This is a genomic window from Mesorhizobium sp. M0184, from assembly GCF_040322215.1.
In the GTDB taxonomy this organism is placed as follows: domain Bacteria; phylum Pseudomonadota; class Alphaproteobacteria; order Rhizobiales; family Rhizobiaceae; genus Mesorhizobium.
This window is the reverse complement of the sequence record NZ_JAMYSZ010000021.1, coordinates 76,945-102,135: the sequence shown is the minus strand read 5'-3', so window position 1 is coordinate 102,135 and position 25,191 is coordinate 76,945. Positions and strand designations below refer to the sequence as shown.

23 protein-coding genes are annotated in these 25,191 nt (G+C 63.5%); 10 read left to right on the top strand and 13 right to left on the bottom strand.

Translation table 11 applies throughout. From position 1 onward, the window contains the following. Positions 1 to 1,014, bottom strand: coding sequence for a 1-aminocyclopropane-1-carboxylate deaminase (locus NKJ23_RS23320; RefSeq protein ID WP_023677571.1), 1,014 nt, complete (start codon positions 1,012 to 1,014; stop codon positions 1 to 3). A 170-nt stretch (positions 1,015 to 1,184) separates the two neighbouring features. On the opposite strand from NKJ23_RS23320, the gene NKJ23_RS23315 reads away from it, so the two are divergent. The 4 genes from NKJ23_RS23315 (at position 1,185) to NKJ23_RS23300 (ending at position 3,723) form a co-directional block, all read left to right on the top strand. Further along, positions 1,185 to 1,649, top strand: a complete 465-nt coding sequence (locus tag NKJ23_RS23315; RefSeq protein ID WP_352454794.1) for an Lrp/AsnC ligand binding domain-containing protein — start codon at positions 1,185 to 1,187, stop codon at positions 1,647 to 1,649. A 258-nt stretch (positions 1,650 to 1,907) separates the two neighbouring features. Further along, a complete protein-coding gene (locus NKJ23_RS23310; protein WP_352682659.1) occupies positions 1,908 to 2,396 on the top strand; it encodes a DUF2852 domain-containing protein in 489 nt (162 codons plus the stop codon). A gap of 97 nt (positions 2,397 to 2,493) precedes the next feature. Next, entirely contained in the window at positions 2,494 to 3,252 is a 759-nt protein-coding gene (locus tag NKJ23_RS23305; RefSeq protein WP_352451640.1) for a M48 family metallopeptidase, read from the top strand. 3 nt (positions 3,253 to 3,255) lie between these two features. Then, positions 3,256 to 3,723 (top strand): hypothetical protein, encoded by a 468-nt coding sequence (locus tag NKJ23_RS23300; RefSeq protein ID WP_352568476.1) that lies wholly within the window; start codon positions 3,256 to 3,258, stop codon positions 3,721 to 3,723. Positions 3,724 to 3,754: 31 nt separating this feature from the next. Here NKJ23_RS23300 and NKJ23_RS23295 read toward each other — a convergent pair whose 3' ends face one another. After that, on the bottom strand, positions 3,755 to 3,973 hold the full coding sequence (locus NKJ23_RS23295) for a hypothetical protein (protein ID WP_023718294.1): 219 nt from the start codon (positions 3,971 to 3,973) through the stop codon (positions 3,755 to 3,757). Positions 3,974 to 4,140: 167 nt separating this feature from the next. Between NKJ23_RS23295 and NKJ23_RS23290 the strand changes: the two genes are divergently transcribed. From NKJ23_RS23290 to NKJ23_RS23265, 6 genes are all read left to right on the top strand, one after another. After that, positions 4,141 to 4,800 (top strand): phosphoribosylanthranilate isomerase, encoded by a 660-nt coding sequence (locus NKJ23_RS23290; protein WP_352682686.1) that lies wholly within the window; start codon positions 4,141 to 4,143, stop codon positions 4,798 to 4,800. Between the two features lie 33 nt (positions 4,801 to 4,833). Then, positions 4,834 to 6,084 (top strand): tryptophan synthase subunit beta, encoded by a 1,251-nt coding sequence (trpB, locus tag NKJ23_RS23285; RefSeq protein WP_352576311.1) that lies wholly within the window; start codon positions 4,834 to 4,836, stop codon positions 6,082 to 6,084. Between the two features lie 2 nt (positions 6,085 to 6,086). Continuing rightward, positions 6,087 to 6,926 carry a tryptophan synthase subunit alpha gene (trpA, locus tag NKJ23_RS23280; protein ID WP_352682657.1) on the top strand — a complete coding sequence of 280 codons (840 nt, stop codon included), beginning with the start codon at positions 6,087 to 6,089 and terminating at the stop codon, positions 6,924 to 6,926. A 36-nt stretch (positions 6,927 to 6,962) separates the two neighbouring features. Continuing rightward, positions 6,963 to 7,889: an acetyl-CoA carboxylase, carboxyltransferase subunit beta gene (gene accD, locus NKJ23_RS23275; protein WP_352682655.1), complete on the top strand. Its 927-nt coding sequence runs from the start codon at positions 6,963 to 6,965 to the stop codon at positions 7,887 to 7,889. A 55-nt stretch (positions 7,890 to 7,944) separates the two neighbouring features. Beyond that, positions 7,945 to 9,270, top strand: coding sequence for a bifunctional folylpolyglutamate synthase/dihydrofolate synthase (locus NKJ23_RS23270; RefSeq protein ID WP_352682653.1), 1,326 nt, complete (start codon positions 7,945 to 7,947; stop codon positions 9,268 to 9,270). Between the two features lie 61 nt (positions 9,271 to 9,331). Next, positions 9,332 to 9,751: a VOC family protein gene (locus NKJ23_RS23265; protein ID WP_352682651.1), complete on the top strand. Its 420-nt coding sequence runs from the start codon at positions 9,332 to 9,334 to the stop codon at positions 9,749 to 9,751. 47 nt (positions 9,752 to 9,798) lie between these two features. Here the strand turns inward: NKJ23_RS23265 and NKJ23_RS23260 are convergent, their stop codons facing one another. The 11 genes from NKJ23_RS23260 to NKJ23_RS23210 form a co-directional block, all read right to left on the bottom strand. After that, entirely contained in the window at positions 9,799 to 10,080 is a 282-nt protein-coding gene (locus NKJ23_RS23260; RefSeq protein ID WP_254815949.1) for a cupin domain-containing protein, read from the bottom strand. Positions 10,081 to 10,210: 130 nt separating this feature from the next. After that, the gene (gene trxA, locus NKJ23_RS23255; protein WP_023677558.1) at positions 10,211 to 10,534 is read right to left on the bottom strand and encodes a thioredoxin; all 324 of its coding nucleotides are present in this window, start codon (positions 10,532 to 10,534) and stop codon (positions 10,211 to 10,213) included. A gap of 73 nt (positions 10,535 to 10,607) precedes the next feature. Beyond that, a complete protein-coding gene (gene addA / locus NKJ23_RS23250) occupies positions 10,608 to 14,120 on the bottom strand; it encodes a double-strand break repair helicase AddA (RefSeq protein ID WP_352682649.1) in 3,513 nt (1,170 codons plus the stop codon). Further along, entirely contained in the window at positions 14,117 to 17,254 is a 3,138-nt protein-coding gene (addB, locus tag NKJ23_RS23245) for a double-strand break repair protein AddB (RefSeq protein ID WP_352682647.1), read from the bottom strand. The genes addA and addB overlap by 4 nt, the downstream gene beginning before the upstream one ends. Next, positions 17,251 to 18,009 (bottom strand): nucleotidyltransferase family protein, encoded by a 759-nt coding sequence (locus NKJ23_RS23240; RefSeq protein WP_352682645.1) that lies wholly within the window; start codon positions 18,007 to 18,009, stop codon positions 17,251 to 17,253. The genes addB and NKJ23_RS23240 overlap by 4 nt, the downstream gene beginning before the upstream one ends. A gap of 41 nt (positions 18,010 to 18,050) precedes the next feature. Then, positions 18,051 to 19,562: a tRNA (adenosine(37)-N6)-threonylcarbamoyltransferase complex ATPase subunit type 1 TsaE gene (tsaE, locus tag NKJ23_RS23235; RefSeq protein WP_352682643.1), complete on the bottom strand. Its 1,512-nt coding sequence runs from the start codon at positions 19,560 to 19,562 to the stop codon at positions 18,051 to 18,053. 8 nt (positions 19,563 to 19,570) lie between these two features. Further along, the gene (locus NKJ23_RS23230; protein ID WP_352682641.1) at positions 19,571 to 22,132 is read right to left on the bottom strand and encodes a sensor histidine kinase; all 2,562 of its coding nucleotides are present in this window, start codon (positions 22,130 to 22,132) and stop codon (positions 19,571 to 19,573) included. A 188-nt stretch (positions 22,133 to 22,320) separates the two neighbouring features. After that, positions 22,321 to 23,721, bottom strand: coding sequence for an adenosylhomocysteinase (gene ahcY / locus NKJ23_RS23225; RefSeq protein ID WP_352682639.1), 1,401 nt, complete (start codon positions 23,719 to 23,721; stop codon positions 22,321 to 22,323). Between the two features lie 156 nt (positions 23,722 to 23,877). Beyond that, positions 23,878 to 24,174: an HPr family phosphocarrier protein gene (locus tag NKJ23_RS23220; protein WP_023677551.1), complete on the bottom strand. Its 297-nt coding sequence runs from the start codon at positions 24,172 to 24,174 to the stop codon at positions 23,878 to 23,880. Then, a complete protein-coding gene (locus NKJ23_RS23215) occupies positions 24,171 to 24,572 on the bottom strand; it encodes a PTS sugar transporter subunit IIA (RefSeq protein ID WP_023677550.1) in 402 nt (133 codons plus the stop codon). The genes NKJ23_RS23220 and NKJ23_RS23215 overlap by 4 nt, the downstream gene beginning before the upstream one ends. A 164-nt stretch (positions 24,573 to 24,736) precedes the next feature. Continuing rightward, on the bottom strand, positions 24,737 to 25,183 hold the full coding sequence (locus NKJ23_RS23210) for an HPr kinase/phosphorylase (RefSeq protein WP_352682637.1): 447 nt from the start codon (positions 25,181 to 25,183) through the stop codon (positions 24,737 to 24,739). Positions 25,184 to 25,191 lie beyond the last annotated feature (8 nt).

Sequence of the window (25,191 nt, the reverse complement as noted above, 5' to 3'; positions counted from 1 at the left end):
TCAGCCGTTGCGGAACGCATAAGCATATCCGTTGATGGCCGGAGCGCCGCCAAGGTGGGCGTAGAGCACTTTCGATCCCTTGGGAAAATAACCCTTGCTCACGAGATCGATCATGCCCTGCATGGATTTTCCCTCATAGACCGGATCCGTGATCATGCCTTCAAGACGCGCGCAGAGACGGATTGCTTCCTTCGTCTCCTGCGAGGGGACGCCGTAGACCGGATAGGCATAATCTTCGATCAGGACGACATCGTTCTCATCGAGCTCCTTGCCGAGTTCGACCAGCGTCGCGGTGCTCTGCGCGATCTTGAGCACTTGCGCCTTGGTCTGCGCCGGGGTGCAGGATGCGTCGATGCCGATCACCTTGCGCTCGCGGCCGTCCTTGGCGAAGCCGACCAGCATGCCGGCGTGAGTCGAACCGGTGACGGTACAAACGACGATGTAGTCGAAGGCAAAGCCGAGCTCCTTCTCCTGCGCGCGGACCTCCTCGGCAAAGCCGACATAGCCCAGGCCGCCATATTTGTGTACCGAAGCCCCGGCCGGAATTGGATAGGGTTTGCCACCCTTGGCCTTCACATCCGCGATTGCCTGTTCCCAGCTTTCCCTAATCCCGATGTCGAAACCCTCATCGACCATCTGGACATCAGCGCCCATGATCCGGCTCAAAAGGATATTGCCGACGCGATCGTAGACGGCGTCCTCGTGGGGCACCCAGCTTTCCTGCACGAGGCGGCACTTCATGCCGATCTTCGCCGCGACGGCCGCCACCATGCGCGTATGGTTGGATTGGACGCCACCGATCGACACCAGCGTATCGGCGTTTGAGGCGATCGCGTCCGGGACGATGTATTCGAGCTTGCGCAGTTTATTGCCACCGAAGGCAAGGCCGGAATTGCAATCCTCCCGCTTGGCATAGAGATCGACCTTCCCGCCGAGATGGCCACCAAGCCGCTCCAGTTTCTCGATATGGGTCGGCCCGAATGTGAGCGGATAACGTTCGAATTTCTCGAGCATGAGAGTGCCCTCGCTTGTTCCATTCATTGCGGTGTGGTGCGATGAACACTATCAGCTCTGCCTTGAAATGTGCTCTCAAAGATCGAGCCCACAATATCCAAAATATCGCTTCATGGCATTGAAATGTCATATATATTCGAGTCTTAATCTGAATAACGGAAGAATCTTTCATGCGCGCAGCGCTCGACCGGATCGACCTGAAAATGTTGCGCCTGCTCCAGGGCAATGGGCGACTGACCAACGCGGAGTTGGCGCAGTCGGTCGCTGTTAGCCCGGCGACGTGCCACCGCCGGACGCAACGCCTGTTCGATGAAGGCTACATCAGCCATGTCAGGGCGATGGTGACCCCGCAGAAGGTCGACAGAGGCGCGTTGGTGATGGTTGGCGTCGTACTCGACCGTTCGACCCCGGAGAGTTTCGCGGAATTCGAAAAGGCCGTCGCCAAACTGAAATTCATCCTCGACTGCCATCTGGTGGCAGGCGACTTCGATTATTTTCTGAAGATCAGGGTTGGTGACATGGCGGATTTCAACCGAATCCACGGGGACCAATTGATCGCACTGCCCGGCGTTCGCCAGACGAGAACCTTCTTCGTGATGAAAGAGGTCGTCGACAATGCGCCTCTGGATTTTTGAACGGACGGCTTCGAAGCGTCAAACCATTGCACTCAGCCAGCAGACGCGATCGGCGCTGGATTTTCACTGCAGAACCGTCGGCGGCATTGCCCCCTTACGGGGCCTAGCTGCTCTTTTCCTCGAAAAGCTCAAAAAGCGATAATCATTTCAGCCGCTTGTCCGGTTTTGGCGGCTGCTGTCTTGAATCGCCGTTTTCTTCATCCCATTTCGATTCCACGCAGCCGGATTTGGCTGTCTCCAACTGAAGGATTGGAAGAAATGAACACATCTGCATTGATCCGTCCGGCCTGGACGCCGGCGACCATCGCGTTGATGGTGATCGGGTTCATGGTGTTCTGGCCGCTCGGCTTAGCCATGCTCGCCTACATCATCTGGGGCGATCGGCTCGAGGGCTTCAAGCGCGACGTCAACCGCGCCACCGACGGCATCTTCGCCGGTTGCCGCCGCGGTTCCGACAGGGCCGCGCGCTGGGGCCATGGCTCTGCACGCACCGGCAACGTCGCTTTCGACGACTGGCGCGAAAAGGAACTCGAGCGGCTTGCCGAGGAACGCCGCAAGCTCGACGAGATGCTGAGCGAGTTCGATGAATATGCCCGCGAATTGCGCCGCGCCAAGGACCAGGAAGAGTTCGATCGCTTCATGGCCAACCGCAACAAGTCGAAGTCGCCCACGACGGGTGGGTCAACCGGCTCGACGACGAACAACAAACGCGGCGGCAACTCCACGCCAGGCCTGCTCGACGAGTAAGGTCCCGTGCCCAGATAGATAATCCAACGGCGTCGCGTCAGCGGCGCCGTTTCTTTTTTGTTCTAGTCGTTTCCCTCGAATCACGTATCGTCCCGGAATGTCCTTCGGCTTCTTCCGCACCCCGACGAAACCCAAGCCCACGCCCGTCGTGGAGCGCGAGCATTGCGTTGCCGGCCGCACGCTGCCGCTCAAGATCGTCGAGAACGACCGGGCGCGGCGCCTGACGCTGCGCATCGATTCCGGCGGCCGCGGTTTGCGCATCACCGTGCCGCCGGGGCTGCGCCGCGGCGAGGTGGAAAAATTCCTCGACCGCCATCAGGACTGGCTGGAGCAAAGGCTGGCCAAGGTACCCAACCGGCCGCAGGTGCGGCCCGGCATCAAGGTACCGGTGCGCGGCGTGCCGCATCGCATCGTCCATGAACCGTCGAAACGCGGAACCGTCACGCTGTCGCGCGACGAGCGCGGGCCGCTGATGATCGTGCATGGCGAACGCGTGCATCTGCCGCGCCGCATCGCCGATTTCCTCAAGCGCGAAGCCAAGCGCGAGATCGAAGCGCTGGTGACCAAGCACAGTGCGGCGGTCGGCAAGCGCGCCAAGGCGATCCGCTTCAAGGATACGTCGAGCCGCTGGGGATCGTGCACGTCGGACGGCAATCTGTCGTTTTCCTGGCGCATCATGATGGCGCCGCGGCCGGTGATAAACTACCTCGTCGCGCATGAGGTGGCGCATCTCAAGGAGATGAACCACGGCCCGAAATTCTGGAAATTATGCGAGCAGCTTTGCCCGGATACCGAGCGCTGCAAGGACTGGCTCAAGCGCAATGGCGGCGCGCTGCAGGCGATCGCGTTCGAGTGATTGATGCCTGCGCGGATCGAATACCGGCTGATTGGAGCGGGCTGGGCGATGTGCGATGTCACGGTCGGGGACCTTCAGGCGACCGTGGCGGCGTCTTATCTGGGCGATGCCCTCAACGAGCTGCTTGGCGCTACGCTGAACGCGCTGAAAGGCACCAGGTATTCGGTCGCACGCTTCTGTGATGAACCCGGTGAGTATCGCTTCGTACTGGTGCCGGAAGGCGCTTTTGTCAGAGTGCAGATACTGGAATTTTCAGAAATCTGGTCTGACGAGCCAGACGACTTCGGCGAGGTGAAACTTGAAGCCACATGCGGGCTGCGAGAGTTCGCAGAAGCAGTTCTCAGTGCCGCGCGTGAGGTTTTGAACACACATGGCCTCGAAGGTTACAAGGAAAACTGGCGCAAACATGACTTTCCGTTGGAGGCCATGAACAACCTAAGTCGCGCGTTGAGAGGAGGAACACTCCATTGACAGTGTGCGCTTTTGATCAGGGCTCAATTGCTCAATCGTCATTCGCCGCGTTCAACTCCTCCGGCCGCAACCCCTCATCGACATGGCGCGGCCAGGGCAAGAAATCCTTCTCGAAGCCATCGTTGCTGAAATAAGCCAGCGCCCGGTGCGCCTCGGCGCCGTTGAAGGCTGCCTTGTCCATCAAATGAGCGATGACCTCATGGGCCTGCGCCAGCTTTTGCCTGAGTTCCGCGACGGTCTTTTCCGGCATGATCTTTGTTCTCCCGCCTTTGTGCCTGAGCAAGGTAGCGCGTTGCGCTCTTATATTAGCAAGGTAGCGCGTTCCGCGCTTACATTAGCAAGGTAGCGCGTTCCGCGCTGGCGGCAAACGGGATGCTTTTTCTCGACTCTTTGGCCGTTTCGTGCCAATCCCGCGCCATGGCGCTAGACATCAAGATATGCGGGTTGAAGACCGACAAGGCACTGGCCGCGGCATTGGCCGGCGGCGCCAGCCATGTCGGCTTCATTTTCTTTGCCAAAAGCCCGCGTTATATCGAGCCGGCGGAAGCCGGCCGCCTGCGCGAAGCGGCGCGCGGCAGGGCCAAGGCGGTTGCGGTGACGGTCGACGCCGGCGACGCGTTTCTGGATGAGATCGTCGAAAAAATGCAGCCCGACATGCTGCAGCTTCACGGCGCCGAAACCCCTGAGCGGGTGGCCGAGGTGAAGGCCCGCTACGGCTTGCCGGTGATGAAGGCGCTGCCGGTCAGCGAGGCCGCCGATCTCGGGCGGGTCAAACCCTTCATCGGCATTGCCGACCGCTTCCTGTTCGATGCCAAGCCGCCTAAGGGTTCGGAATTGCCGGGCGGCAACGGTCTTGCCTTCGACTGGCGCATTCTGGCTGGCCTTGACGCCGGCGTTGATTACATGCTTTCCGGTGGGCTCAATGCCGGCAATATCGGCGACGCCCTTCGGCTGGCGAACCCGCCCGGAATAGATGTTTCCTCGGGCGTGGAGAGCGCGCCGGGCGTCAAGGAACCGGCGCTGATCGAACAATTTTTCCGGGCCGTCGGGGCAGCACGCGACAACCGCGCCGCCTGACCGCGTTTCAAACCACAGACCAGGAGATCGGCGATGGATAAGCCGGCGATACCGAATTCCTTCCGCACCGGCCCCGACGAGCAGGGCATGTTCGGCATTTTTGGCGGTCGTTTCGTTGCCGAAACGCTGATGCCGCTGATCCTCGAGCTGGAGCGGCACTGGAACGAGGTCAAGAACGATCCGGATTTCAAGGCCGAACTGACCGATCTCTCGACGCATTACGCCGGGCGGCCGTCGAAGCTCTATTTCGCCGAAGGCCTGACCCGGCATCTTCGCGGGGTTTCCGCGGCTAAGGGCCTCGGGGGCGGCGCAAAAGTCTATTTCAAGCGCGAGGACCTGAACCACACCGGCTCGCACAAGATCAACAACTGCCTCGGCCAGATCCTGCTCGCCAAGCGCATGGGCAAGACGAGGATCATCGCGGAGACCGGCGCCGGCCAGCATGGCGTCGCGTCCGCTACAGTGGCGGCGCGCTTCGGCCTTCCTTGTATCGTCTATATGGGTGCAACCGACGTCGCCCGGCAAAGCCCCAACGTCTTTCGCATGAAGCTTCTGGGCGCCGAGGTGCGGCCGGTGACCGCCGGCCACGGCACGCTGAAGGACGCCATGAACGAGGCGCTGCGCGATTGGGTGACCAATGTCGAGGATACCTATTACCTGATCGGCACCGCCGCCGGCCCGCACCCCTATCCGGAGCTGGTGCGCGACTTCCAGTCGGTGATCGGCACCGAGGCGCGTGCCCAGATCCTCGAGCAGGAAGGCCGGCTGCCGGACACCATCATCGCTTGTGTCGGCGGCGGCTCGAACGCCATCGGCCTGTTCCATCCCTTCCTGGATGACAGGCAGGTGCGCATCATCGGCGTCGAAGCCGGCGGCCGCGGGCTCGACGGCATCGAGCATTGCGCCTCGATGAGTGCCGGCGCGCCCGGCGTGCTGCATGGCAACCGCACCTACCTCCTGCAGAACGCCGACGGCCAGATCATGGACGGCCACTCGATCTCGGCCGGCCTCGACTATCCCGGCGTCGGGCCGGAGCACTCATGGCTGCGCGATTCCGGCCGCGTCGACTATGTGCCGATCCTCGACGACGAGGCGCTGGAGGCGTTCCAGCTGACGACACGCGTCGAGGGCATCATTCCGGCGCTGGAATCGGCCCATGCCATCGCGCAGGCGGTGAAGATCGTGCCTGATATGGACAAGGACCAGATCGTCATCGTCAACCTGTCCGGCCGTGGCGACAAGGACGTGCACACAGTGGCCAATATGCTGGGCATGGAGATCTGATCATGGCCACTCGCATCGATCGCCGCATGGCAAAGCTGAAGGCCGAAGGCCGACCGGCGCTCGTCACCTATTTCATGGGCGGCGACCCCGACTACGACACGTCCCTGTCGATCATGAAGGCGCTGCCTGGCGCCGGCAGCGACATCATCGAGCTCGGCATGCCGTTTTCCGATCCAATGGCCGACGGTCCGGCGATCCAGGCGGCCGGCCTGCGGGCACTGAAGGGCGGCCAGACTCTCGTCAAGACGCTGAAGATGGCCTCGGAATTCCGCGCCGGCGACAATGAGACGCCGATCGTCTTGATGGGCTATTACAATCCGATCTACATCTACGGCGTCGAGCGCTTCCTGAGCGACGCGCTGGCCAGCGGTATAGACGGGCTGATCGTCGTCGACCTGCCGCCTGAGATGGACGAGGAGCTTTGCATCCCGGCGCTCAAGGCCGGCATCAATTTCATCCGGCTGGCGACGCCGACCACCGACGACAAGCGCCTGCCCAAGGTGCTGCAGAACACGTCGGGTTTCGTCTACTACGTCTCGATGACCGGCATTACCGGTTCGGCGCTGGCCGATACCGGCAAGGTGGCGGCAGCGGTCAAGCGCATCAAGAGCCATACCGACCTGCCGGTCTGCGTCGGCTTCGGCGTCAAGACCGCCGAGCAGGCGCGCATCATCGGCGCGTCGGCCGACGGCGTCGTCGTCGGCACCGCGATCGTCAATGCCGTCGCCAACGTGCTCGGGCCGAAAGGCGAAAAGACTGCCGATCCGGCCGAGGCCGTCGCCACGCTGGTCAGCGGGCTGTCGCAAGGGGTTCGAGCGGCTCGCCTTGCTGCCGCCGAATAATCTTCCTACGTCTTCGTAAGGACAGGAGCCGAAGCGATGAACTGGATCACCAATTACGTCCGCCCGAAGATCAATTCGATGCTCGGCCGGCGCACCGACATGCCGGAAAACCTGTGGATCAAGGATCCCGAGACCGGCGAAATGGTGTTCCACAAGGATCTGGAGCAGAACCAGTTCGTCATCCCGTCCTCCGGCCACCACATGAAGATCTCGGCCAAGGAACGGCTGAAATTCTTCCTCGACGACGGCAAATACGAGACGCTGGAAAACCCCAAGGTGGTGCAGGATCCACTCAAGTTCCGCGACGAAAAGCGCTACATTGACCGGCTGAAGGATGCCAAGGCCAAGACCGGCCTGGAAGATGCCATCATCAATGCGCTGGGTACGGTCGAAGGCCTGCCGGTGGTGGTGACGGTGCAGGATTTTGCCTTCATGGGCGGCTCGCTCGGCATGGCGGCCGGCGACGCCATCGTGCATGGTTTCGAGGTCGCCTTGCAGCGCAAGCGGCCGCTGATCCTGTTTGCGGCCTCCGGCGGCGCCCGAATGCAGGAAGGCATCCTGTCGCTGATGCAGCTGCCACGGACCACGATCGGCGTTGACAGGCTGAAGGAGGCCAGCCTTCCCTATATCGTCGTCCTGACCAACCCGACAACCGGCGGCGTCACCGCCTCCTACGCCATGCTGGGTGACGTGCATATTGCCGAGCCCGGCGCCCTGATCGGCTTTGCCGGACCGCGCGTCATCGAGCAGACGATCAGGGAAAAGCTGCCCGACGGCTTCCAGCGTGCCGAATATCTGATGGAACACGGCATGGTCGACATGGTGGTGTCACGGCTGGAGATGCGCCAGACGATTGCGCGGCTGCTGAGAATGCTGCTCAAGCTGCCGGAAGAGCAAAAACCGCAGGAGCCGGAAATCCTGCCGCCGTCGGTGATCCCGGTCGAAGCCCGGCCGCACGCCTGACGCATTCGCCACGAACTGCGATTGCGCGCCGTCCGTGGCGCGCCTAGGATTCGCCATGACCACGCTTGCCGCCGACCGCGAAATCGAAAGCCTGATGGCGCTTCACCCGAAGGGCTTCGACCTTTCGCTCGACCGCATTTCGCGGCTTCTCGAGCGGCTCGGCAATCCGCAAGACCAGCTGCCGCCGGTCATCCACATCGCCGGCACCAACGGCAAGGGCTCCTGTGCTGCTTTTTCACGGGCGCTGCTCGAAGCCGCCGGCTACCGCGTCCACGTCCACACCTCGCCACATCTGGTGAACTGGCACGAGCGCTACCGGCTGGCCGCAGATGGCGGCGGCAGGCTGGTGGACGACAAGGTCTTCGCCGAAGCCATCGCCCGCGTCGCCAAAGCCAATCAAGGCCAGAAGATCACCGTCTTCGAAATCCTCACCGCCGTCACCTTCCTGCTGTTTTCCGAACATCCGGCCGATGCCGTCATCCTCGAGGTTGGCCTTGGCGGCCGCTTCGACGCCACCAATGTCATCGCCGAGCCGGCCGTGTCGGTGATCATGCCGGTGTCGCTCGACCACGAAGCCTATCTCGGCGACCGCGTCGAGCTGATCGCCGCCGAAAAGGCCGGCATCATCAAGCGCGGATGCCCGGTCGTCATCGGCGCGCAGGAAAGCGAGACGGCCCAGCAGGTGCTCATCGAAACCGCCGAGCGGCTCGGCTGCCCCGCCTTCGTCTATGGCCAGGATTTCCTTGCCTATGAGGAAAACGGCCGCATGGTCTATCAGGACGAAGACGGATTGATGGACCTGCCGCCGCCGCGCCTGCCGGGGCGCCATCAATTCGCCAATGCGGCGGCGGCGATCGCGGCGGTCAAGGCGGCGGGCTTCGAGATCAGCCACCGCGCTGCCGAGAAGGCGATGGCGAATGTTGCCTGGCCGGGCCGCATGCAAAAGCTGCCGCAAGGGCGGCTGAGCGAACTGGCGCCGAAGGGCGCCGACATCTGGCTCGACGGCGGCCACAATCCCGGCGCCGGCGTGGTCGTCGCCGAGGCGCTGGCCGAGCAAGAGGAAAAGAACCCGCGTCCGCTGTTCCTGATCTCGGGCATGATCAACACCAAGGACCAGAGCGGCTATTTCCGCGCCTTCAAAGGGCTGGTCCGGCATGTCTACACCGTGCCGGTGAGCCTGAGCGACGCGGGCGTGCCGAACGACGAGCTGGCGACCCGCGCCATCGAGGCCGGCCTGTCGGCCGAACCGGTCAGTTCCGTCGCCAATGCGCTGATGCTGCTGCGCGACACATGGGACGGACCGCCGCCGCGCATCCTGATTGGCGGGTCACTTTACCTGGCCGGCGCGGTATTGGCCGAAAACGGCACGCCGCCGGTTTGAGGCGTGCTTCAGCCGGGCCACGGTGACGCCACACTTGTCAGACCACCGCGAGGAGCCAATCATGATCAAGGTAAAGCAGCTCGCTCACGTTTGCATTTTCGCGAATGACCTGGAGATGACGCGAAGCTTCTATCGGGACGTCCTCGGCATGGACACCCAGTTCAATTTCCTGCGCGACGGGAAGATTTTCGGCTTCTACCTCAATTGCGGCAGCCGTAGCCATGTCGAGGTGTTCCAGAAAGACGGCGCCAGCTATGGCGACTTGAACCAGATCAACCACTTCTGCCTCGAAGTGGAAAACATCGACGCCGCGATCGCCCATCTGAGGTCAAGGGGGGTTGATGTCACTTCAAAGAAACGCGCGTGCGATGACACCTACCAGGCTTGGATCCGCGACCCCAACGGCGTGAAGATAGAACTGTTCGAATATACTGAGAAAAGCGCACAATTCGTCGGCGGCGATCGTATCGCGGATTGGTGATCGCGCCTCGCCGGACAATTGTAGCGGCGCAGCCGATGGTTGGTGGACTACTTCAGCTCGACCTCGATGAAGGCGAATTCGCCATCGTTTGCGCTGATGACGTCATGTTCGACGCCCTCGTTGCGGAAATACGGCGAGCCCTTCTTCATCTCGGCAAAGGATTCGCCATCCTTGGTCAGGAGCTTCACCTTGCCGTCGGTCAACGGCACGATCACATAGTCGTGGCCATGGCGATGCCAGCCGGTGTTGTCTCCCGGGGCGAAGCGGTATTCGGTGACGATGACGCGCTCATTGTCGATGAAGACGGTGGCCTTGGCGGATCCGGTCATATCGCTTCTCCTTTGAATTCAGAAGAGAAGAATACCGGGCGGCAAGCCGCGAGTGCCAGAGCGGCCCACCAATGACGCCAGCAAAAGAAGGCCCGGCGCGAGACCGGGCTTTTCTGCAAAATTGATCGGATCAGGCGAGGCTGCCGTTGATCCAGTGCGACAATGCCGTTTTCGGCGCAGCACCGACCTTCATGTCGGCGACTTCACCGCCCTTGAAAATCATCAGCGTCGGGATCGAGCGTACGCCGAACTGCGCGGCCAGCTCAGGATTCTCGTCGATGTTGAGCTTGGCGATCTTTATCTTACTGCCGAGTTCGATGGCGATGTCCTCGAGCGCCGGGGCGATCATCTTGCACGGGCCGCACCATTCCGCCCAGAAATCGACCACGACCGGCTCCTTGGCGTTGAGCACGTCGGCCTGGAAATTGCTCTTGTCGACCTTGACGGTGGCCATGCTGAGATCCTTTCGATTTGTTCGTCGCACCAAATGTGGTGGTGATCGCGTCCGTCTTCAAGCAAGTGTTGTGTCACGCTCCCGTGAGTCTAGCAAGCGCATCGTCCATGGCCGCCGCCGGCAGCTCGATCAGCCGCGGCGCCTCGGTGAACAGCAGCGCCGCCGAGACCTCGCGTCCCGGATAGAGCGGCTGAAGCAGCGCGCGATAAAGTGCGAGCTGCAGAACATAGGCTTGCGGCACTTCGGCGAGCGTAGCTGGCGCTGGCCGATTGGTCTTGTAGTCGACGATCGAAACCTTGTCCGGCGTTACTGCCAACCGGTCGATCTTGCCGGAAATCGAGCGCAGTTTGCCCCTTACCTCCAGGCTGCCCATGATGGCGACTTCGGCGCGCGAGTTTGGCGCAAACAGCGGCGCGAAGCGGCTGTCGGCAAGAATTCTGAAAACGCCAGCCAAGGCCTTGTCGTGCTCGTCGTCGGGCCATTCCGCGCCGGCTCTTGCCAGATAGCGTTCGGCGGCATCCCGGCGTTTTCCCTCGGCGATGCCGGGCAGCATCTGCAGCAATTTGTGCAGCGCCAGCCCGCGCATAACGGCAAAGCCGGGCTCGGCCTCGGCATCCAGCACCGGCGAACGCGTGTCGACTACGGCTTGCCTCGCTTCGTCGATCAGCACCGAGGCGCCGGATGGCGAGAGCGGCCGCGGCAATTCCTCGAAGGGCGGCAGAGGCCGGAACAGGGTTTCAGGCAGTGGTGCAAAGCGTTCCGCCTGTCGTGCCTCATTCACTGCCGCCAGTGGCATGGGCGGCAGTTTCGTCATCTGGAAACGATGCACGGTCTCGCCAGTGGCGGGATGCCGGCGTTCTTCGCTCTCCGCGGCACCGACCAGTGCGCGGCTGACGATCGAATGCCAGGTGCCGGTATTCGGCGCCCGCTTGCCATGGTAGCCGCAGACGATCAGCCGATCCTCGGCGCGGGTCATGCCGACATAGAGCAGCCGGCGGTATTCGTCGTCGGCGAGCTCGCGGGCGCGGGCCGATGCGGCGCGTGAAAACCCATTGGCGACATCGCTGGCCGAACGCCAGAGATAGCCCTTGCCCGCCCAGCAGTCGCCCGAGCCTTCGAATGGCATCAATCTCGGCAGATGCTGGTCGCTGAACGGCGCGGAGCCGCCATCGACAAGGAATACCACCGGCGCTTCCAGGCCTTTGGCGGCATGCACGGTCATGACGCGAACCTCGTCGCGGGTCTGGTCCATTTCGCGCTTGATCTCGGGGCCGGCGTTTTCCAGCGTCGACAGGAAGGATTCCAGCCCAGGCAGGCCGGTTCGCTCCTCGGCCAGGCAGAAATTCAGGAATTCGTCGAGGATATCGCCGGCCTCCGGACCGAGCCGCGCAATCATCTTCTTGCGCAGGCCGTCGCGGGCGAGAGCTGCGGCATAGAATTCGAACACCGGCTTGAATGCGGCCTCGTTCGACCATGTGTCGAGCCGGCTGACGACGGCGGCCAACGCCTCGCTTTCGCCGGCATGCCGGCGCAGCGAGGCGATCAGCGAGACGCCCGACGGCCTCTCGGCAGCAAGCGCGAAAAGCTGCTCTTCCGAGACATCGAAGATCGGGCTGCGCAGCACGGCGGCCAGCGACAGATCGTCCTCGGGCTGGATGAGAAAATGGCCAAGTGCGATCAGGTCTTTCACCGCGACGTGGCCGGGCAGGCTGAGCCGGTCGGCGCCGGCCACCGGAATGTCGCCGCGCTTCAGCGCCCGCGTCAGCGCATGGACGAAGCGATCGCGCTTGCGCACCAGCACCAGCACGTCGCCGGGGCGGAGTTTCTTGCCGCGGCCTTCGATGACCTCACCGTTGCCGATCCAGCCGGCAATCGTTGCGGCGACGTTTTCAGCGACGCGGACTGCCGGCGCGTGGGCATGGTCGACCGCTTGCGTCCAATCGTCTGGTTCGTCGACGACGTCGGCGCCGATCGACGGCCAGACCTCGACATGACCCGGCGCATCGGTGCGGATCGCCTTGTGGTCGAGCGGATCAGGATCGTGGCTGATGCCGCGCCGCACGTTCGGGTCGGCAAAGACCCGGTCGACGGCGGCAAGAACATCTTCGGTCGAGCGGAACGACCAGGTCAGCTTGAGATCGGCGAACGCGGCGGCGGCGGATCTAACTTTGCCGGCAAACAAAAGCCGGCTGTCGGCAAAGGAATCCGGGGCGGCTCCCTGGAAGGAATAGATCGACTGCTTTTCGTCGCCGACAGCAAAGATGGTGCGGTGGACCGCGTCGCGTGCGCCGAGCCCGGCAAAGAACTCCTCTGCCAGCCGCTTGACCACCTCCCACTGGTCGGGACTGGTGTCCTGCGCCTCGTCGAGCAGGATGTGGTCGATGCCCTGGTCGAGCTTGTACTGCACCCAAGGGCCGGCATCGGGCCGTGCCAAAAGGTTGACCGTACGGGTGATCAGGTCGTTAAAGTCGAGGAAGCCGCGGGCGCGCTTCAATTGCTCGTAACGGGCGATCAGCCAGTCGGCGATGGTCAGCGCCGCACGCGTGCCTTCCAGCATCCTGAACAAGGCCAGCCGGTCGGAGATTTCGAGAATGGCGTCGACCGCCGCCAGATAACGTTCGGCAAGATCGGGCAGCCGGTCAAGCAATGCCCTTTTAAATGTCTTTGCCGGATCGTAAGGCTCGCCGTCGGCCCTCAGGAAAGCCTTGGAAAGCAAATTCAGGCGACGTACCGGATCCTCCTCGGTAAAGGCAAGGCGGGCGTATGGCAGCAGATTGTTCAGCACGATGCGCGCATCGGCGGCCTCGGCCGCCCGTGAAAAGGTGACGAGATAATCCGGCAGGAAGCCGGGCAGCGGCCAGACCGAGGCAGCTATACCTTCGGCCGTCTGGCCGGCGCGGAAATGGAACTCGTCGAACAGCGCCTGAAAACCATCGCCGCCGGCCGCGGCGATGAACGCACGCAAACCATCGCGCTTGCGCACGATCTCGGCCAGCAGTGCGTCGAGCCCATGCTCGCCGCCGCGCTCCAGCACGGTGGCGAAGGCCTCGGACAATGCCGCATCGCCTGCAACGCCGCCCGAAATCATGTCGCGGCGGGCGGCGGCAAACAGCGAAGCCTCCATTTGCGGATCGAGCATTTCGAAATGCGCAGGGATATTGGCTTCCAGCGGGAACTGATGCAGCACCGATTCGCAGAAGGCGTGGATGGTCTGGATCTTCAGCCCGCCCGGTGTTTCCAGCGCCTCGGCAAATAACCGCCGCGCCCGGCGCATGGTTTCGCGGTCGGGCTGGCGGCCGTCCAGCGCCTCTATCCGTGTCGAGAGCTCGGTATCGCCCAGGGCCGTCCATTGCGACAGGGTCGAAAACACCCGGTTCGACATGTTGGCGGCGGCGGCACGCGTATAGGTCAGGCACAGGATCTTGGACGGATCGGTGCCGCGCAGCAACAGCCGGATAACGCGCTGGGCGAGTACATGGGTCTTGCCGGATCCGGCGTTGGCCGACACCCAGGCGGAATTGCGCGGGTCGGACGCGCTTGCCTGGCTCGCGGCAGTGTCGCTTGGAATGGGGTAGGCCTTTTTCATGCCTCCCCTCCCTCGTTGTCGGCATCGCCGCCGGCCGACCATTCGAGCACGCGGGCGAGATGGTCGTAGTCGCCGTCGGTCTCACCCTCGCGGAACGGCAGCGCCCGCGACAGATAGCCGGTCGCCGGGTCGGCGTAGTGGATCAGCAGTTTTTCCAGCCGCGCCCACGCCTCTTCGCTGAGATCGGCGGCGGTTCGCGGCTTGCGGTTGTATTCGAGGATGGATTCCTCGAATACTTCGCCATTTGGCTTCAGCCGCACGAAGGCCAGTTGCGACGGCTCGCACGCGCCAAGCTCCGCAAAAGCGCCACGCCTGAGCAGCGCGCCCTCCAGCGCCAGTTGCGGCGCGAGCAGCGTGTGCGCCTGTGCCTTAGATGGCGAGGAGCCGGTCTTGTAATCGAGGATGTCGGCCATGCCGCCGGCCAGCAGATCGATGCGATCGGCATAGCCGGACAGGGTCACACCGGATCGGCCCACACCGGTCTTTTCGGCGCGTTCCTCGGCGTGCCGCCGTGCCACGGCTGCGGCCCGGCCGCGCTCCCATTCGATGATGCCGGCGGCAAGCTTTTCAAAACGCGGCCACCACACCGCCTCGACATCGGCGGGCAGGGCCGCGTCGGCAAAGCAGGAGCGGCCTGCGGCGATGAGCCCGTCCAGCGCCTCCGGCGCGCGCGGGTCGGCCACCCTCGCCGAGAAGAGGTGCAGAATGGCGTGAAACAGCGTGCCACGCTCGGCGGCGCCCGGATCGCGAATGACGGGATCGAGCGGCATCAGGCCGAGTATCCTTCTGGCATAAACCGCATAGGGATCGCGGCGTAGCGTTTCGATCTCGGTGACCGAGAAGTGGTGCGGCCGCGCGGCGAGCGGCGGTTTCGGCTGCGGCCTCGGCGCAAAGTCCTGCTTTTCGCCGGCATCGAGCGCACGCGCCCAGGCAAGCAGTTCGTCGCCGCGCCGGCGAAGTGCAGCAGCGTGGTCCTCGCCGACGAATGTAAGGATGCGCTGCAGCCAGCGCGAAGGTACCGACGGTGCGTCGCCGGAGCGGCCGGAGCGAGCCAGCACCACTTTTTTGGCGCCCATGGCCATCTGGAAATCATGGGCAGCAAGGCCGATGCGCCGCTCGGGCGGTTCAAGATCGATGCCGGTCTTCATCAGCCGCGACATGAAGCGGTCGCTCTCCGGCTTGCGCGGCCACACGCCTTCGTTGAGCCCGCCGACGACCAGCGTGTCGACATCCTGAAGCCGCGCTTCCAGCGCACCCCAGATGGCGATGTTCCTGTCGGTGCCCTGCGCCGGCTTGACCGTCTCGGGCGCGATCAGCGCCTCCATCACGTCAGGCCATTCGTCAGCCGCGAAGGAGAACGACACCGAGGCCGCGACCAGCCCGCGCAAGAGCTCGGCGAGCTTTTCGCCGGCATCGCCCGCATAGAGTTCGCTCAGGCTGCCGTCACCGGCGCGGCCGAGACTTTCGAGCGCAACGACGCTGGCGCGCACAAGGGTGGCAAGATCGGCATTCTCGTCGCCGCGAAAAGCAACCAGCGGCGCCAGCGCGGCCGTTAGCCGGATCAACAGGTCGCGCGCCTGTTCGATGCGCCTGACCGAAAGCCGCAGCCACCAGAAGGGTGGGCGGCGATTGCCGCCGCCGTCGAATTCGAGGAGCCGGGTGTCGAAGAGCTGCGGCAGCGACGCCACGTCCGGACCCCCTGTGCCGCCGCGCAGCCCCACGAGTTCGACGATTTCGGCCGCATGGCGCACGCTTGCCCGCTCCAGGCCGAGGCCAAGCAGGGGATGCTTGAGCAGCGACAGCAGGGCGACGGGGTCGCCCGGGCGGAAGGCTGCCTGAAGCGCCAGCCTGAGCAGGCTGGCGGCTGGTGTGTTGATCAGCGGCGTGCCGCCGGAATCATCGGCGGCAACGCCGAAGCGCAGCAGCTCGACTGAGACGCGCCGCGCCAGAGCGCGGTCGCCGGTGACGAGTGCGGCGCGCTGGCCGGGCCGTTCGACGGCCTGTTTGAGCGCGACGGCGATCGCCACGGCTTCGTCGCGTTCGCTGGCGGCTTCGAGAAGCGTCACATCGGCGAAGGCCTCGGCAATATCGCCGGCCCTAAAGCGGGCGCGCGTCTCGGCCCAGAGCTCGGTGGTCTCCGCCGGGCGCAGCGCTTCGCCGACAAGTGCGGCGCGCAGCGCAAGCGGTCGCGGCGCAACGGCAAGCTCCTCGACATCGGCGCGCGGCACGCCGATCTTGCCGATCAACTTTGCCAGGCCGTATTGCGGGTGGCCAAGCACGGCTGGGCGCGCGCCCGGTGTGGTGATCGCGGCAAAGGACGGCTCGTCCAACGCCCGGTCGAGCCCGGGCAGCACGACGGCGCCATTGGGCAGACCGGCGATCACGGCAAGCAGCTCGGCCGTGGCGGGAATGGAGCCGGTGGAACCGGCGGCGATCACCGGTCCGGCCGGCGGATTACGCTTCAGCCCCGCCGCCTCCAGCCTTATCAGGGCATTGCGATGCGCGGCCGGATTGGAACGATGGCGTTCCTTGAGCAGGTTCGGCCAGTTCTCCGTCACGATGGTCAGGAAGTCGAGTGTCACCTGCCACCAGCCTGCAAGATTGCCGGTTACAAGGTCGGCGAGCCTTGCCCAATCCGTACCTTCGGTGTCGATCTCATCCATCAGGCGTGCAAGGTCGCGCGCCAGCCAGATGGCGTCGGCGGTGGAGGCCGGTATGACGATCTCCTCGTCGAACAATGCCGCGACATGTGCCGGCAGGCGGCGTTTCCACGCCCGCACCAGCGGCGCAAGCAGCAGAAGACGCTCGACCGCGGCGATCGGCGGCGCAAGGTCGATGGCGACCGAACCTCCTGCCTCGAAGGCGGCTTCATCTTCATCGAACTCACCAAGCGGGCGGATGACCGGCAGGATCGCCGAGCGGCTTCCCGAGCGCGAGAGAGCATCGACGAAGACGCCGCGAAGCGCCCGCGCCGCACGGCGCGTCGGCACATAGATGGTGAGATCGGCCAGCGCCAGCGGATCGCCGTCATAGGCGAAGCCGGGAACCAAGCGCCCCGCAAGCAGCGCCTCGGCCAGCGTCGGCAGGAACGGCGCTCCAGGCGGGATCGAGAAAACGCGGCGTGAGCCGCTCATTTCGACTCGGTAAGAGCGCCGGGTGCCTCAGCAACAGCATTGGGCGTGCCGGCAAGTGCGGCGGCGACCGCTGCTTCCGCCCGCGGGATCGCGTCAGGTGTGCCGACAGTAATCCAGTGACCATGCATTTTCATGCCGAACAGGCGGCCGGCGGCGATTGCCGCATCGAAATAGGCGTTGAGAGAGTGTGGACCGGCCGGCGCATCCTTGAAGATGCGCGGATGGACGATTGCGGCGCCGGCATAGATCAGGCCGGCCGGATCGTTGTTCGCACGCCGCAAGGCGCCGGCCGGCGCCATCAGGAAATCGGTGCCGCCGCTATGTCCGGTTGCCGACTGGAGATCCGCAAGCATCAGCAGAATGTCCATCGTCGAGCCCTCCCATGCAAGGGCAAGACGCCTGAGATTGGAAACGCCGCTGTCGATCCAGAAGGTGTCGGCGTTGAGCACATAGAAGGGCGCCCCTAACCTGGGCAATGCCTTGACGATACCACCGGCGGAGTCAAGCAAGCCCCTACTCTCATCCGAGATGACGATTCTCGGCGCACTGCGGCGGGCTACATGGTCCACGATCTGTTGCGGGAGGTAATGGACGTTAACGACGGCCTTGGCGACGCCGGCTCCGGCTAGGCAGTCCAGCCCCCAGTCGAGCAATGTCTTGCCGGCGACCTTGACCAGCGGCTTCGGCATGGTGTCGGTGATCGGCCGCATGCGCTTGCCGAGCCCGGCGGCGAGCACCATGGCGGTCGTCGGCATCGGCTGCTCATCCGACGCCTTCAGGCCCAAATCCTTAGCCGTCAAATCGAGCGTTCCTCCAGCAAGCCGTGGGCGATGTAGAAATCCTGCAGCCCGGCCAGCGCCGGATGCGCCAGTGCCCGGCGAAGATAGTCGCGGATGCGCGGCAGATGCTTCAGATAATAAGGCTTGCCGTCGCGTTTTTCGAGCCGCACGAAGATGCCGAGGATCTTGGAATTGCGCTGTGCGGCCATGATTGCATAGGTTTCGCGGAATTCGTTCTCATCGAAGGCACCGGCAGCGCGTCGCGCGGCGATGTAGGCGGCGAGCGTGTGCTTTTGGATTTCGGGTGAGATAGTGACGCGCGCGTCCATGGCGAGCGAGGCGACGTCGTAGGCGGACGGCCCGATCAGCGCGTCCTGGACATCGACGACGCCGAGGCGATCGTGACCGGAACGGTCAGCGCGCCAGATCAGGTTGGGTGAATGGAAATCGCGCAGCATCAGCGTGTATTCGCGCCCCTCCAGCCGATCGAGCACCGCACTCCATTCGCTGCGGTAACCGGCGCGCAGCCCCTCTCTAGGCGGAGCGCCTGATATCGCCGGGACATACCAGTCGACCAACAATTCGGCCTCGATCATCATGGCGTCGCGGTCGAAAGGCGGCACCTCGTGGAAGACGCCGGGGCCGGCCTGCATGCGGGTCGGCCATGTTTTGCCGTGCATCATGGCAAGCAGTTCGGCCGCCGCAGCGTAGCGCTCGGCCACCGGCTGGCCGCGCTTGTCGAGAAACCCTTGGGAACCGAGATGCTCCAGCAGGAGAAAACCCTGGTCGAGATCCTGGGCATAGATTTCCGGGACGCTGACGCCGCCGGCCCGCAAGGCCCGGTCGATGGCGACGAACGCCGAAACGGATTGCGCGGTGTGAGCGATCTCGGCATAGGGTTTGCCGTCGCGGACTGGCCGTCCGAGCACCAGCCTTGGCGAGTTCATCAGCACCCGCGGCGGAAATCCGGCGAGCGTGACGATCTCGTAGGAGCGAGCCGAGGCATCACCGATGAAATATCGTCGCTGCGCTTGGCCCCAACCGGCCTGCCCGAGAAAATCGCGCATTGCCAGCGATCGCGCCGCGCGCTCGAAGGCGGCGCCCTCTCCCGATAGTCTCGCCAGTCGGCCGTCGCCCTGCTGGAGAAGTTCGACCAGCACCGAGGTTTTCGGCAGATATGCCTCTGCCCGCTCCGGCCATTCGACCAGCGCGGCGCCTTGCGTCAGCGCCTCGTCGAAGCCCAGCTCGTCCAGCTCGGATGCCGTGCCCAAGCGGTAGAGATCGAAATGATGAACCGGCACACGCGTGTCGTAGCTCTGGACCAGCGTGAAGGTCGGGCTCGGCACGTCGAGTCCGGCATCGTCGGCCAGTGCCCTGATCAGCGCCCGTGCCAAGGTCGATTTGCCGGCGCCGAGATCGCCCTTGAGGGCGAGCACGTCGCCAATGCGCAGCGACATGGCGAGATCCTCGCCGAACCTTGCCGTCGCAGCCTCGTCGGCGAGAAAACGCTCCAGCACCAATACCGCCATCGAACGCGCTACTCGGCCGCCGCGCGGATGCCGGACGGCGTGTCGGGAAAGGTGCAAACAACCGTGGTGCCCTTATCCCTGCCGGTCTCGATGCGGACGCTGCCGCCATGCAGTTCGACAAAGCTCTTGACGATCGACAGGCCGAGCCCGGCGCCACGGCGGCGGCCGCCATTGGTGCGCGGCTCGAAGCGCCGGAACACTGAGTCAAGCAGGTCCGGCGGCATGCCGGGGCCGTCATCGTGAACGGAAAATTCCACGCCGTCAGCAAGTTGGCGGCAGGCGAGCGTTATGGTGCTCGCCTCCGGCGCGTAATTGGCGGCATTGCTGAGCAGATTGTAGAGGATCTGGCGGACGCGGATCTCGTCGCCGTGGAAGGTTTTCGGCGCGGCCGCCGCGTCGATCCTAAGCTTGATCGCATGTTCCTCCAGCCGGTCGGCGACCAGTTCGGCGGCAGCCGTAATGGTTCGATCGATGTGAACTTCGGAAATGTCGAGTTCCATGATGCCGGCATCCACCGTCGCCAGGTCGAGGATGTCGTTGACGATGGTGAGCAGGACCGAGGAGGACGAGCCGACATGCCCGATATATTCGCGTTGCTTCTGGTTCAGCGGACCAGTCGACGGCAGTGAAAGAAGCTCGGTAAAGCCGATGATGTTGGTGAGTGGCGAGCGAAGCTCATAGGAGACGTGCTGCACGAATTCGTTCTTGATCTGGTCGGACTTTTGTAGCGCCTCATTCTTGTCCTTCAGCGCCCGCTCGACATTGACGCTGTCGGTAACGTCGACGAAGGTCATCATCACCTGGCCGTTGGGCAAAGGGATGACGGCGTAGCGCAAAACGGTGCCGTTGTTCAATTCGGTTTGGCCGTGGCGGTCGCGGCGCTCGTCGTCGAAGCCGGTGATGGCGGCAACGAACCCGCCCCACGGACTGTCGACGGCACGGCGGTCGCAAAGGTCGCGGATGGTCGAGACATGGACGTTGGGTTTTGAGGCATCGGCATTCAGCCCCCACAATGCCGCGAACGCCGGGTTCGACAATCTCAGCCTGCCGTCGGGGCCGAACACAGCGACGCCTTCGGCGAGGTTGTCGAGCGTCTCGCCCTGGACCCGGACGGCGGTCTGGTAGCGGCTTTCAAGGTCCATCTTCTCGGTCAGGTTCTCGAACACCCAGGTGACGCCGCCCTTGGGCTGCGGATTGGCGACGACGCGAATGGTCTTGCCGTCCGGCAGATGCCACCAATGCTCCTGCGATTCAACCGCGCGGTAAGCGCCGAGCAGGCTCTCTTTCCAGCGCCGCCATTCGGGCTGCTCGGCGATCTTGCCTTCGCTGCGCAGGCGGTCGAGCAGTAAGGCGTTGTCCGGCGCGCTGTGCAGGAAGCCGCTGTCGAGGCCCCATAGTTTCTGGAACGCTTGATTGAAAAACCGCAATTTCTCGTCGGTGTCGAAAATCGCCACGGCGGTGTTGAGCTGATCGAGCGTGTCGGCGTGGCTCTGCATGGTCCGCTCATATTCGGCGCGAATGGCCTCGATAGCGCTGATGTCGCAGGCAAGACCAGCCGAACCATCCGCCCCGGCAAAATCGGTCACGGCAAACATACGGCGGTCGCCTTCGATGACCGTGGAGAGCGTCTGTTCAAAGACCGCGCGCGACTTGTGCTGCGCAGCGATCGTGTCGCGCGCCTGGCCGCCGAGGAATTCCTTGCCATCGCGGACCGCCGCTTCGGCATTCTCGGCCTCGACCGCTTCGGCATAGGCGCGGTTGACCCATTTCAGCCGCCCGTCGACAGTACGCAGCCATGACGGCATCTTGAGCGCATCCAGAAGACCGATCAGCGTCTCATGGTCGGCGGCTAAGCGCTGGTTCTCGATCTTCAGCCTGGCCTGGCTTCGCTGTGTCTCCGAAAGCGAGACGAAGCGAACCAGCACATGCGCAGCACTCTTGCGGCCGTGAACCTCGAGCGGCTGGCCGGCCTGCGATTCGATGACCAGATCGAACGGCTTTGCCTTGTCCCGCAGTGCCGCGACGGCATGTTCGAGTGCGGCCGCCGAACGCGGCATCAGCCAGCGGCCGAAAGCCAGGAAGGCCGCCCGGTCCTCCGGCGCGCCGCTCTCGATCGGCAATGTCCCGACAAGCTCGGGCTTCTTGTTCTCGGCCGCCCATACCACCACGCGCTGATCGCGGGAATGGAGCAGCGCCTCCGAGCGCTGCAGCGCGGCATTGACGTCGGCGATACGGGTCCTGAGCTCGGCATTTTCCGCCGCGGTGCGCGCTCGTTCGCGGATCAGAAAGATGGCCGACAGCAATGCCGCCCCCATGACGCCGACGAACATGGCGAGTTGCATGACCTCGACCGTGCTGACCGACAGCCCGGCCTTTTGCGCCACGCGGGTTTGGGCATGTGCAGTAAAGCCAAGCAGCGGACCAACCAGCGCGGAAGAAGCAAGCAGCACCCCGACACGGCTGCCGGCGCGCCATAGAAGGCTGCCGCCTCTGGCAGCGGAGCCCGTGATCGAATCGTTATGGCCGCCGGAAACGGCCTGTCCCGCGCAAGGCGGGTTATCCCCCGGCATGTCTTGGTCCTCTTCGCCGCCTGAATGCAAGACCGCCCTGATGCGTGCGCCCGGGCCTCGTCCCCGGACCGCGAATCAGCACCATAGCGCTTGCGCGAATCGGCGTGAAGAATCAATCAGCGCAAAAATAAAGCCGGGCGAAAAGTCAATCGCCCGGCTTCAATATCTAGTGGCAAGTTTCGCCGTGGTTAATAGCGGTAGTGTTCCGGCTTGAACGGTCCCTGCTGAGTGACGCCGATATAGGCGGCCTGTTCGCCGGACAGTTCGGTCAGGCGGGCACCGAGCTTGTCGAGATGCAGGCGCGCGACCTTTTCGTCGAGATGCTTCGGCAGGACATAGACCTGGTTCTCGTACTGGCCGGGCTTGGTGTACAGCTCGATCTGGGCCAACACCTGGTTGGTGAAGGACGCCGACATGACGAAGCTCGGGTGGCCGGTAGCGTTGCCGAGGTTGAGCAGGCGGCCTTCCGACAAAAGGATCATCCGCTTGCCGTCCGGGAAGGTGATCATATCCACCTGAGGCTTGATGTTGGTCCATTTCAGGTTGCGCAGCGAGGCCACCTGGATCTCGTTGTCGAAGTGACCGATGTTGCCGACGATCACCATGTCCTTCATCAGGCGCATGTGGTCGAGGGTAACGACGTCCTTGTTGCCGGTGGTGGTGATGACGATGTCGGCCGTCGGCGCTGCGTCTTCGAGCGTGACCACCTCGAAACCGTCCATCGCCGCCTGCAGCGCGCAGATCGGATCGACCTCGGTGACCTTGACGCGGGCGCCGGCGCCCTTGAGCGAAGCCGACGAGCCTTTGCCGACGTCGCCATAGCCGCAGACAACCGCGACCTTGCCGGCCATCATCGTGTCGGTGCCGCGGCGAATGCCGTCGACAAGCGATTCCTTGCAGCCATATTTGTTGTCGAATTTCGACTTGGTGACGGAATCATTGACGTTGATCGCCGGGAACGGCAGCAGGCCTTTTTTCTGCAACTGATAGAGCCGGTTGACGCCGGTCGTCGTCTCTTCGGTGACGCCGCGGATCGCTTCCTTCTGCTTGGTGAAGAAGCCGGGCGATGCCTGCATGCGCTTCTTGATCTGGGCAAACAAGATCTCTTCCTCTTCGCTGCCCGGATTGGACAGCACATCCTCGCTGGCCTCGGCGCGGGCGCCGATCAGGATGTACATGGTGGCATCGCCACCGTCGTCGAGGATCATGTTGGAGGTGCCGCCATCGGCCCACTGGAAGATCTTGTCGGTGTAGACCCAATAATCCTCCAGCGTCTCGCCCTTGACGGCAAACACCGGAATTGCGGCCTCGGCAATGGCCGCGGCAGCGTGGTCCTGGGTCGAGAAGATATTGCAGGAAGCCCAGCGGATATCGGCGCCGAGCGCCTTAAGCGTTTCGATCAGCACCGCCGTCTGGATGGTCATGTGCAGCGAGCCGGTGATGCGCGCGCCCTTGAGCGGCTTCTTGTCGCCGAATTCTTCGCGGCAGGCCATCAGGCCCGGCATTTCGGTTTCGGCGATCTCGATCTCCTTGCGGCCCCAGCCGGCAAGCGCGATGTCTGCGACCACATAGTCCTTGCTACCCGTCATGGCAGTGCTCCGATGCGAATTGATTGCGGGACGCGCCCGCCCCGAAAGCGTGTCGGAGGGCGCGAGGTGCCGGCCTGACTAGCAGATCGGGAGTCGGACGACAATGGGATATAAAGAAATCTTTATCCGTGCATGTCTTCAGAAGCGATCAGCACGTCAGCATTCCTCGCCAAAACGGGAAGCAACCAGTTGCTCCAGCGCATCGATGACCTCTTCGGCCTCCGGGCCGGTGGCGGTGACGCGGATCGAATAACCGGGGCTCGCCGCCAGCATCATCAGGCCCATGATCGAGGTGCCGCCGACCTTGACGCCGTCCTTCTCGACCTGGACCGTGGCGTTGAAGCCGCTGGCGATTTGAACGAACTTGGCCGAGGCGCGTGCGTGCAGGCCGCGCTGGTTGACGATCGGAAAGTCGCGAACGATCTTGTCCTTTTCCGGCAACAGCGCGCTCATTTGCTGCTCAGGAGTTGACTGGCGACATTGATGTATTTACGGCCGGCAGCCTGCGCCTCATCCAGCGCGGCCGTCATGTTGTCGCCCTTGCGAACGCTGGACAGCTTGATCAGCATCGGCAGGTTCATGCCGGCAATGACCTCGATACGCCCGGATTCCATCACGGAAATGGCGAGGTTAGAGGGCGTGCCGCCGAACATGTCGGTCAAAACGATGACACCTGATCCCGTATCGACGCGGCCGACTGCCTCGATAATGTCGCGGCGGCGCTGTTCCATATCGTCGTCGGCACCGATCGCCACGGTCTCGAAATTGTCTTGTGGCCCAACGACATGTTCCACGGCATTGCGGAACTCGGCGGCCAGTTGACCGTGCGTTACAAGCACGAGTCCGATCATTCTTTGGTGGCTCCCGTCATCGCCGCTTCACAGGCGCATTTTATGCTCGCCGACCGTTCCAGGTGGCGGGAGCGCTATCTTGTCGACGCAAGGCCCGTTGACAAGCCCAAAATTGCGCCGGCCCAAGCCAATTTGACGCATTGCAGCAAAAAATCGAAATCGGATCACAGGAAAGGCGCAATCGACAGGCGCGACATCACTGCCGGCAAGGCCGCCGCTACATTGCGCCCGGCAAGATCGATGCGCGGCACTGGTATGCCGACAACGAGTTCGCTGCAGTCTTCCTGGAAGTGGGCCATTTTGCCGGCTGGCACCAGCCGGATAATGAGGTCGATCACGCAGCTTGGCTGGAACTGTATCGGTTTGGGGCCGAATCCCGGCACCTCGACGAGGCCGGCTATGCTGGCTGGTGCGCGGCAGACCAGCCGCCCGTCGCAATCTGCAGCATAGAGCTGGTCATCGCCGATCAGCCGGGAAAACAGCCCACGCTGGCTGCAATGATCGATCAAGGCGAGCGCCAGCGTCGTCTTGCCCAAGCCGGACGGTCCGGTGATGAGAATGCCGCAATCCCCTATCAGGATCGCGGTGCCGTGAATGTTTTCAGGCTGCACAATAGGAC

Bases quoted from the DNA above. Each gene is read 5' to 3' on its own strand.
- NKJ23_RS23320 (WP_023677571.1), bottom strand. From the start codon at position 1,014: ATGCTCGAGAAATTCGAACGTTATCCGCTCACATTCGGGCCGACCCAT.
- NKJ23_RS23315 (WP_352454794.1), top strand. From the start codon at position 1,185: ATGCGCGCAGCGCTCGACCGGATCGACCTGAAAATGTTGCGCCTGCTC.
- NKJ23_RS23310 (WP_352682659.1), top strand. From the start codon at position 1,908: ATGAACACATCTGCATTGATCCGTCCGGCCTGGACGCCGGCGACCATC.
- NKJ23_RS23305 (WP_352451640.1), top strand. From the start codon at position 2,494: ATGTCCTTCGGCTTCTTCCGCACCCCGACGAAACCCAAGCCCACGCCC.
- NKJ23_RS23300 (WP_352568476.1), top strand. From the start codon at position 3,256: ATGCCTGCGCGGATCGAATACCGGCTGATTGGAGCGGGCTGGGCGATG.
- NKJ23_RS23295 (WP_023718294.1), bottom strand. From the start codon at position 3,973: ATGCCGGAAAAGACCGTCGCGGAACTCAGGCAAAAGCTGGCGCAGGCC.
- NKJ23_RS23290 (WP_352682686.1), top strand. From the start codon at position 4,141: ATGGCGCTAGACATCAAGATATGCGGGTTGAAGACCGACAAGGCACTG.
- trpB (WP_352576311.1), top strand. From the start codon at position 4,834: ATGGATAAGCCGGCGATACCGAATTCCTTCCGCACCGGCCCCGACGAG.
- trpA (WP_352682657.1), top strand. From the start codon at position 6,087: ATGGCCACTCGCATCGATCGCCGCATGGCAAAGCTGAAGGCCGAAGGC.
- accD (WP_352682655.1), top strand. From the start codon at position 6,963: ATGAACTGGATCACCAATTACGTCCGCCCGAAGATCAATTCGATGCTC.
- NKJ23_RS23270 (WP_352682653.1), top strand. From the start codon at position 7,945: ATGACCACGCTTGCCGCCGACCGCGAAATCGAAAGCCTGATGGCGCTT.
- NKJ23_RS23265 (WP_352682651.1), top strand. From the start codon at position 9,332: ATGATCAAGGTAAAGCAGCTCGCTCACGTTTGCATTTTCGCGAATGAC.
- NKJ23_RS23260 (WP_254815949.1), bottom strand. From the start codon at position 10,080: ATGACCGGATCCGCCAAGGCCACCGTCTTCATCGACAATGAGCGCGTC.
- trxA (WP_023677558.1), bottom strand. From the start codon at position 10,534: ATGGCCACCGTCAAGGTCGACAAGAGCAATTTCCAGGCCGACGTGCTC.
- addA (WP_352682649.1), bottom strand. From the start codon at position 14,120: ATGAAAAAGGCCTACCCCATTCCAAGCGACACTGCCGCGAGCCAGGCA.
- addB (WP_352682647.1), bottom strand. From the start codon at position 17,254: ATGAGCGGCTCACGCCGCGTTTTCTCGATCCCGCCTGGAGCGCCGTTC.
- NKJ23_RS23240 (WP_352682645.1), bottom strand. From the start codon at position 18,009: ATGCCGACGACCGCCATGGTGCTCGCCGCCGGGCTCGGCAAGCGCATG.
- tsaE (WP_352682643.1), bottom strand. From the start codon at position 19,562: ATGGCGGTATTGGTGCTGGAGCGTTTTCTCGCCGACGAGGCTGCGACG.
- NKJ23_RS23230 (WP_352682641.1), bottom strand. From the start codon at position 22,132: ATGCCGGGGGATAACCCGCCTTGCGCGGGACAGGCCGTTTCCGGCGGC.
- ahcY (WP_352682639.1), bottom strand. From the start codon at position 23,721: ATGACGGGTAGCAAGGACTATGTGGTCGCAGACATCGCGCTTGCCGGC.
- NKJ23_RS23220 (WP_023677551.1), bottom strand. From the start codon at position 24,174: ATGAGCGCGCTGTTGCCGGAAAAGGACAAGATCGTTCGCGACTTTCCG.
- NKJ23_RS23215 (WP_023677550.1), bottom strand. From the start codon at position 24,572: ATGATCGGACTCGTGCTTGTAACGCACGGTCAACTGGCCGCCGAGTTC.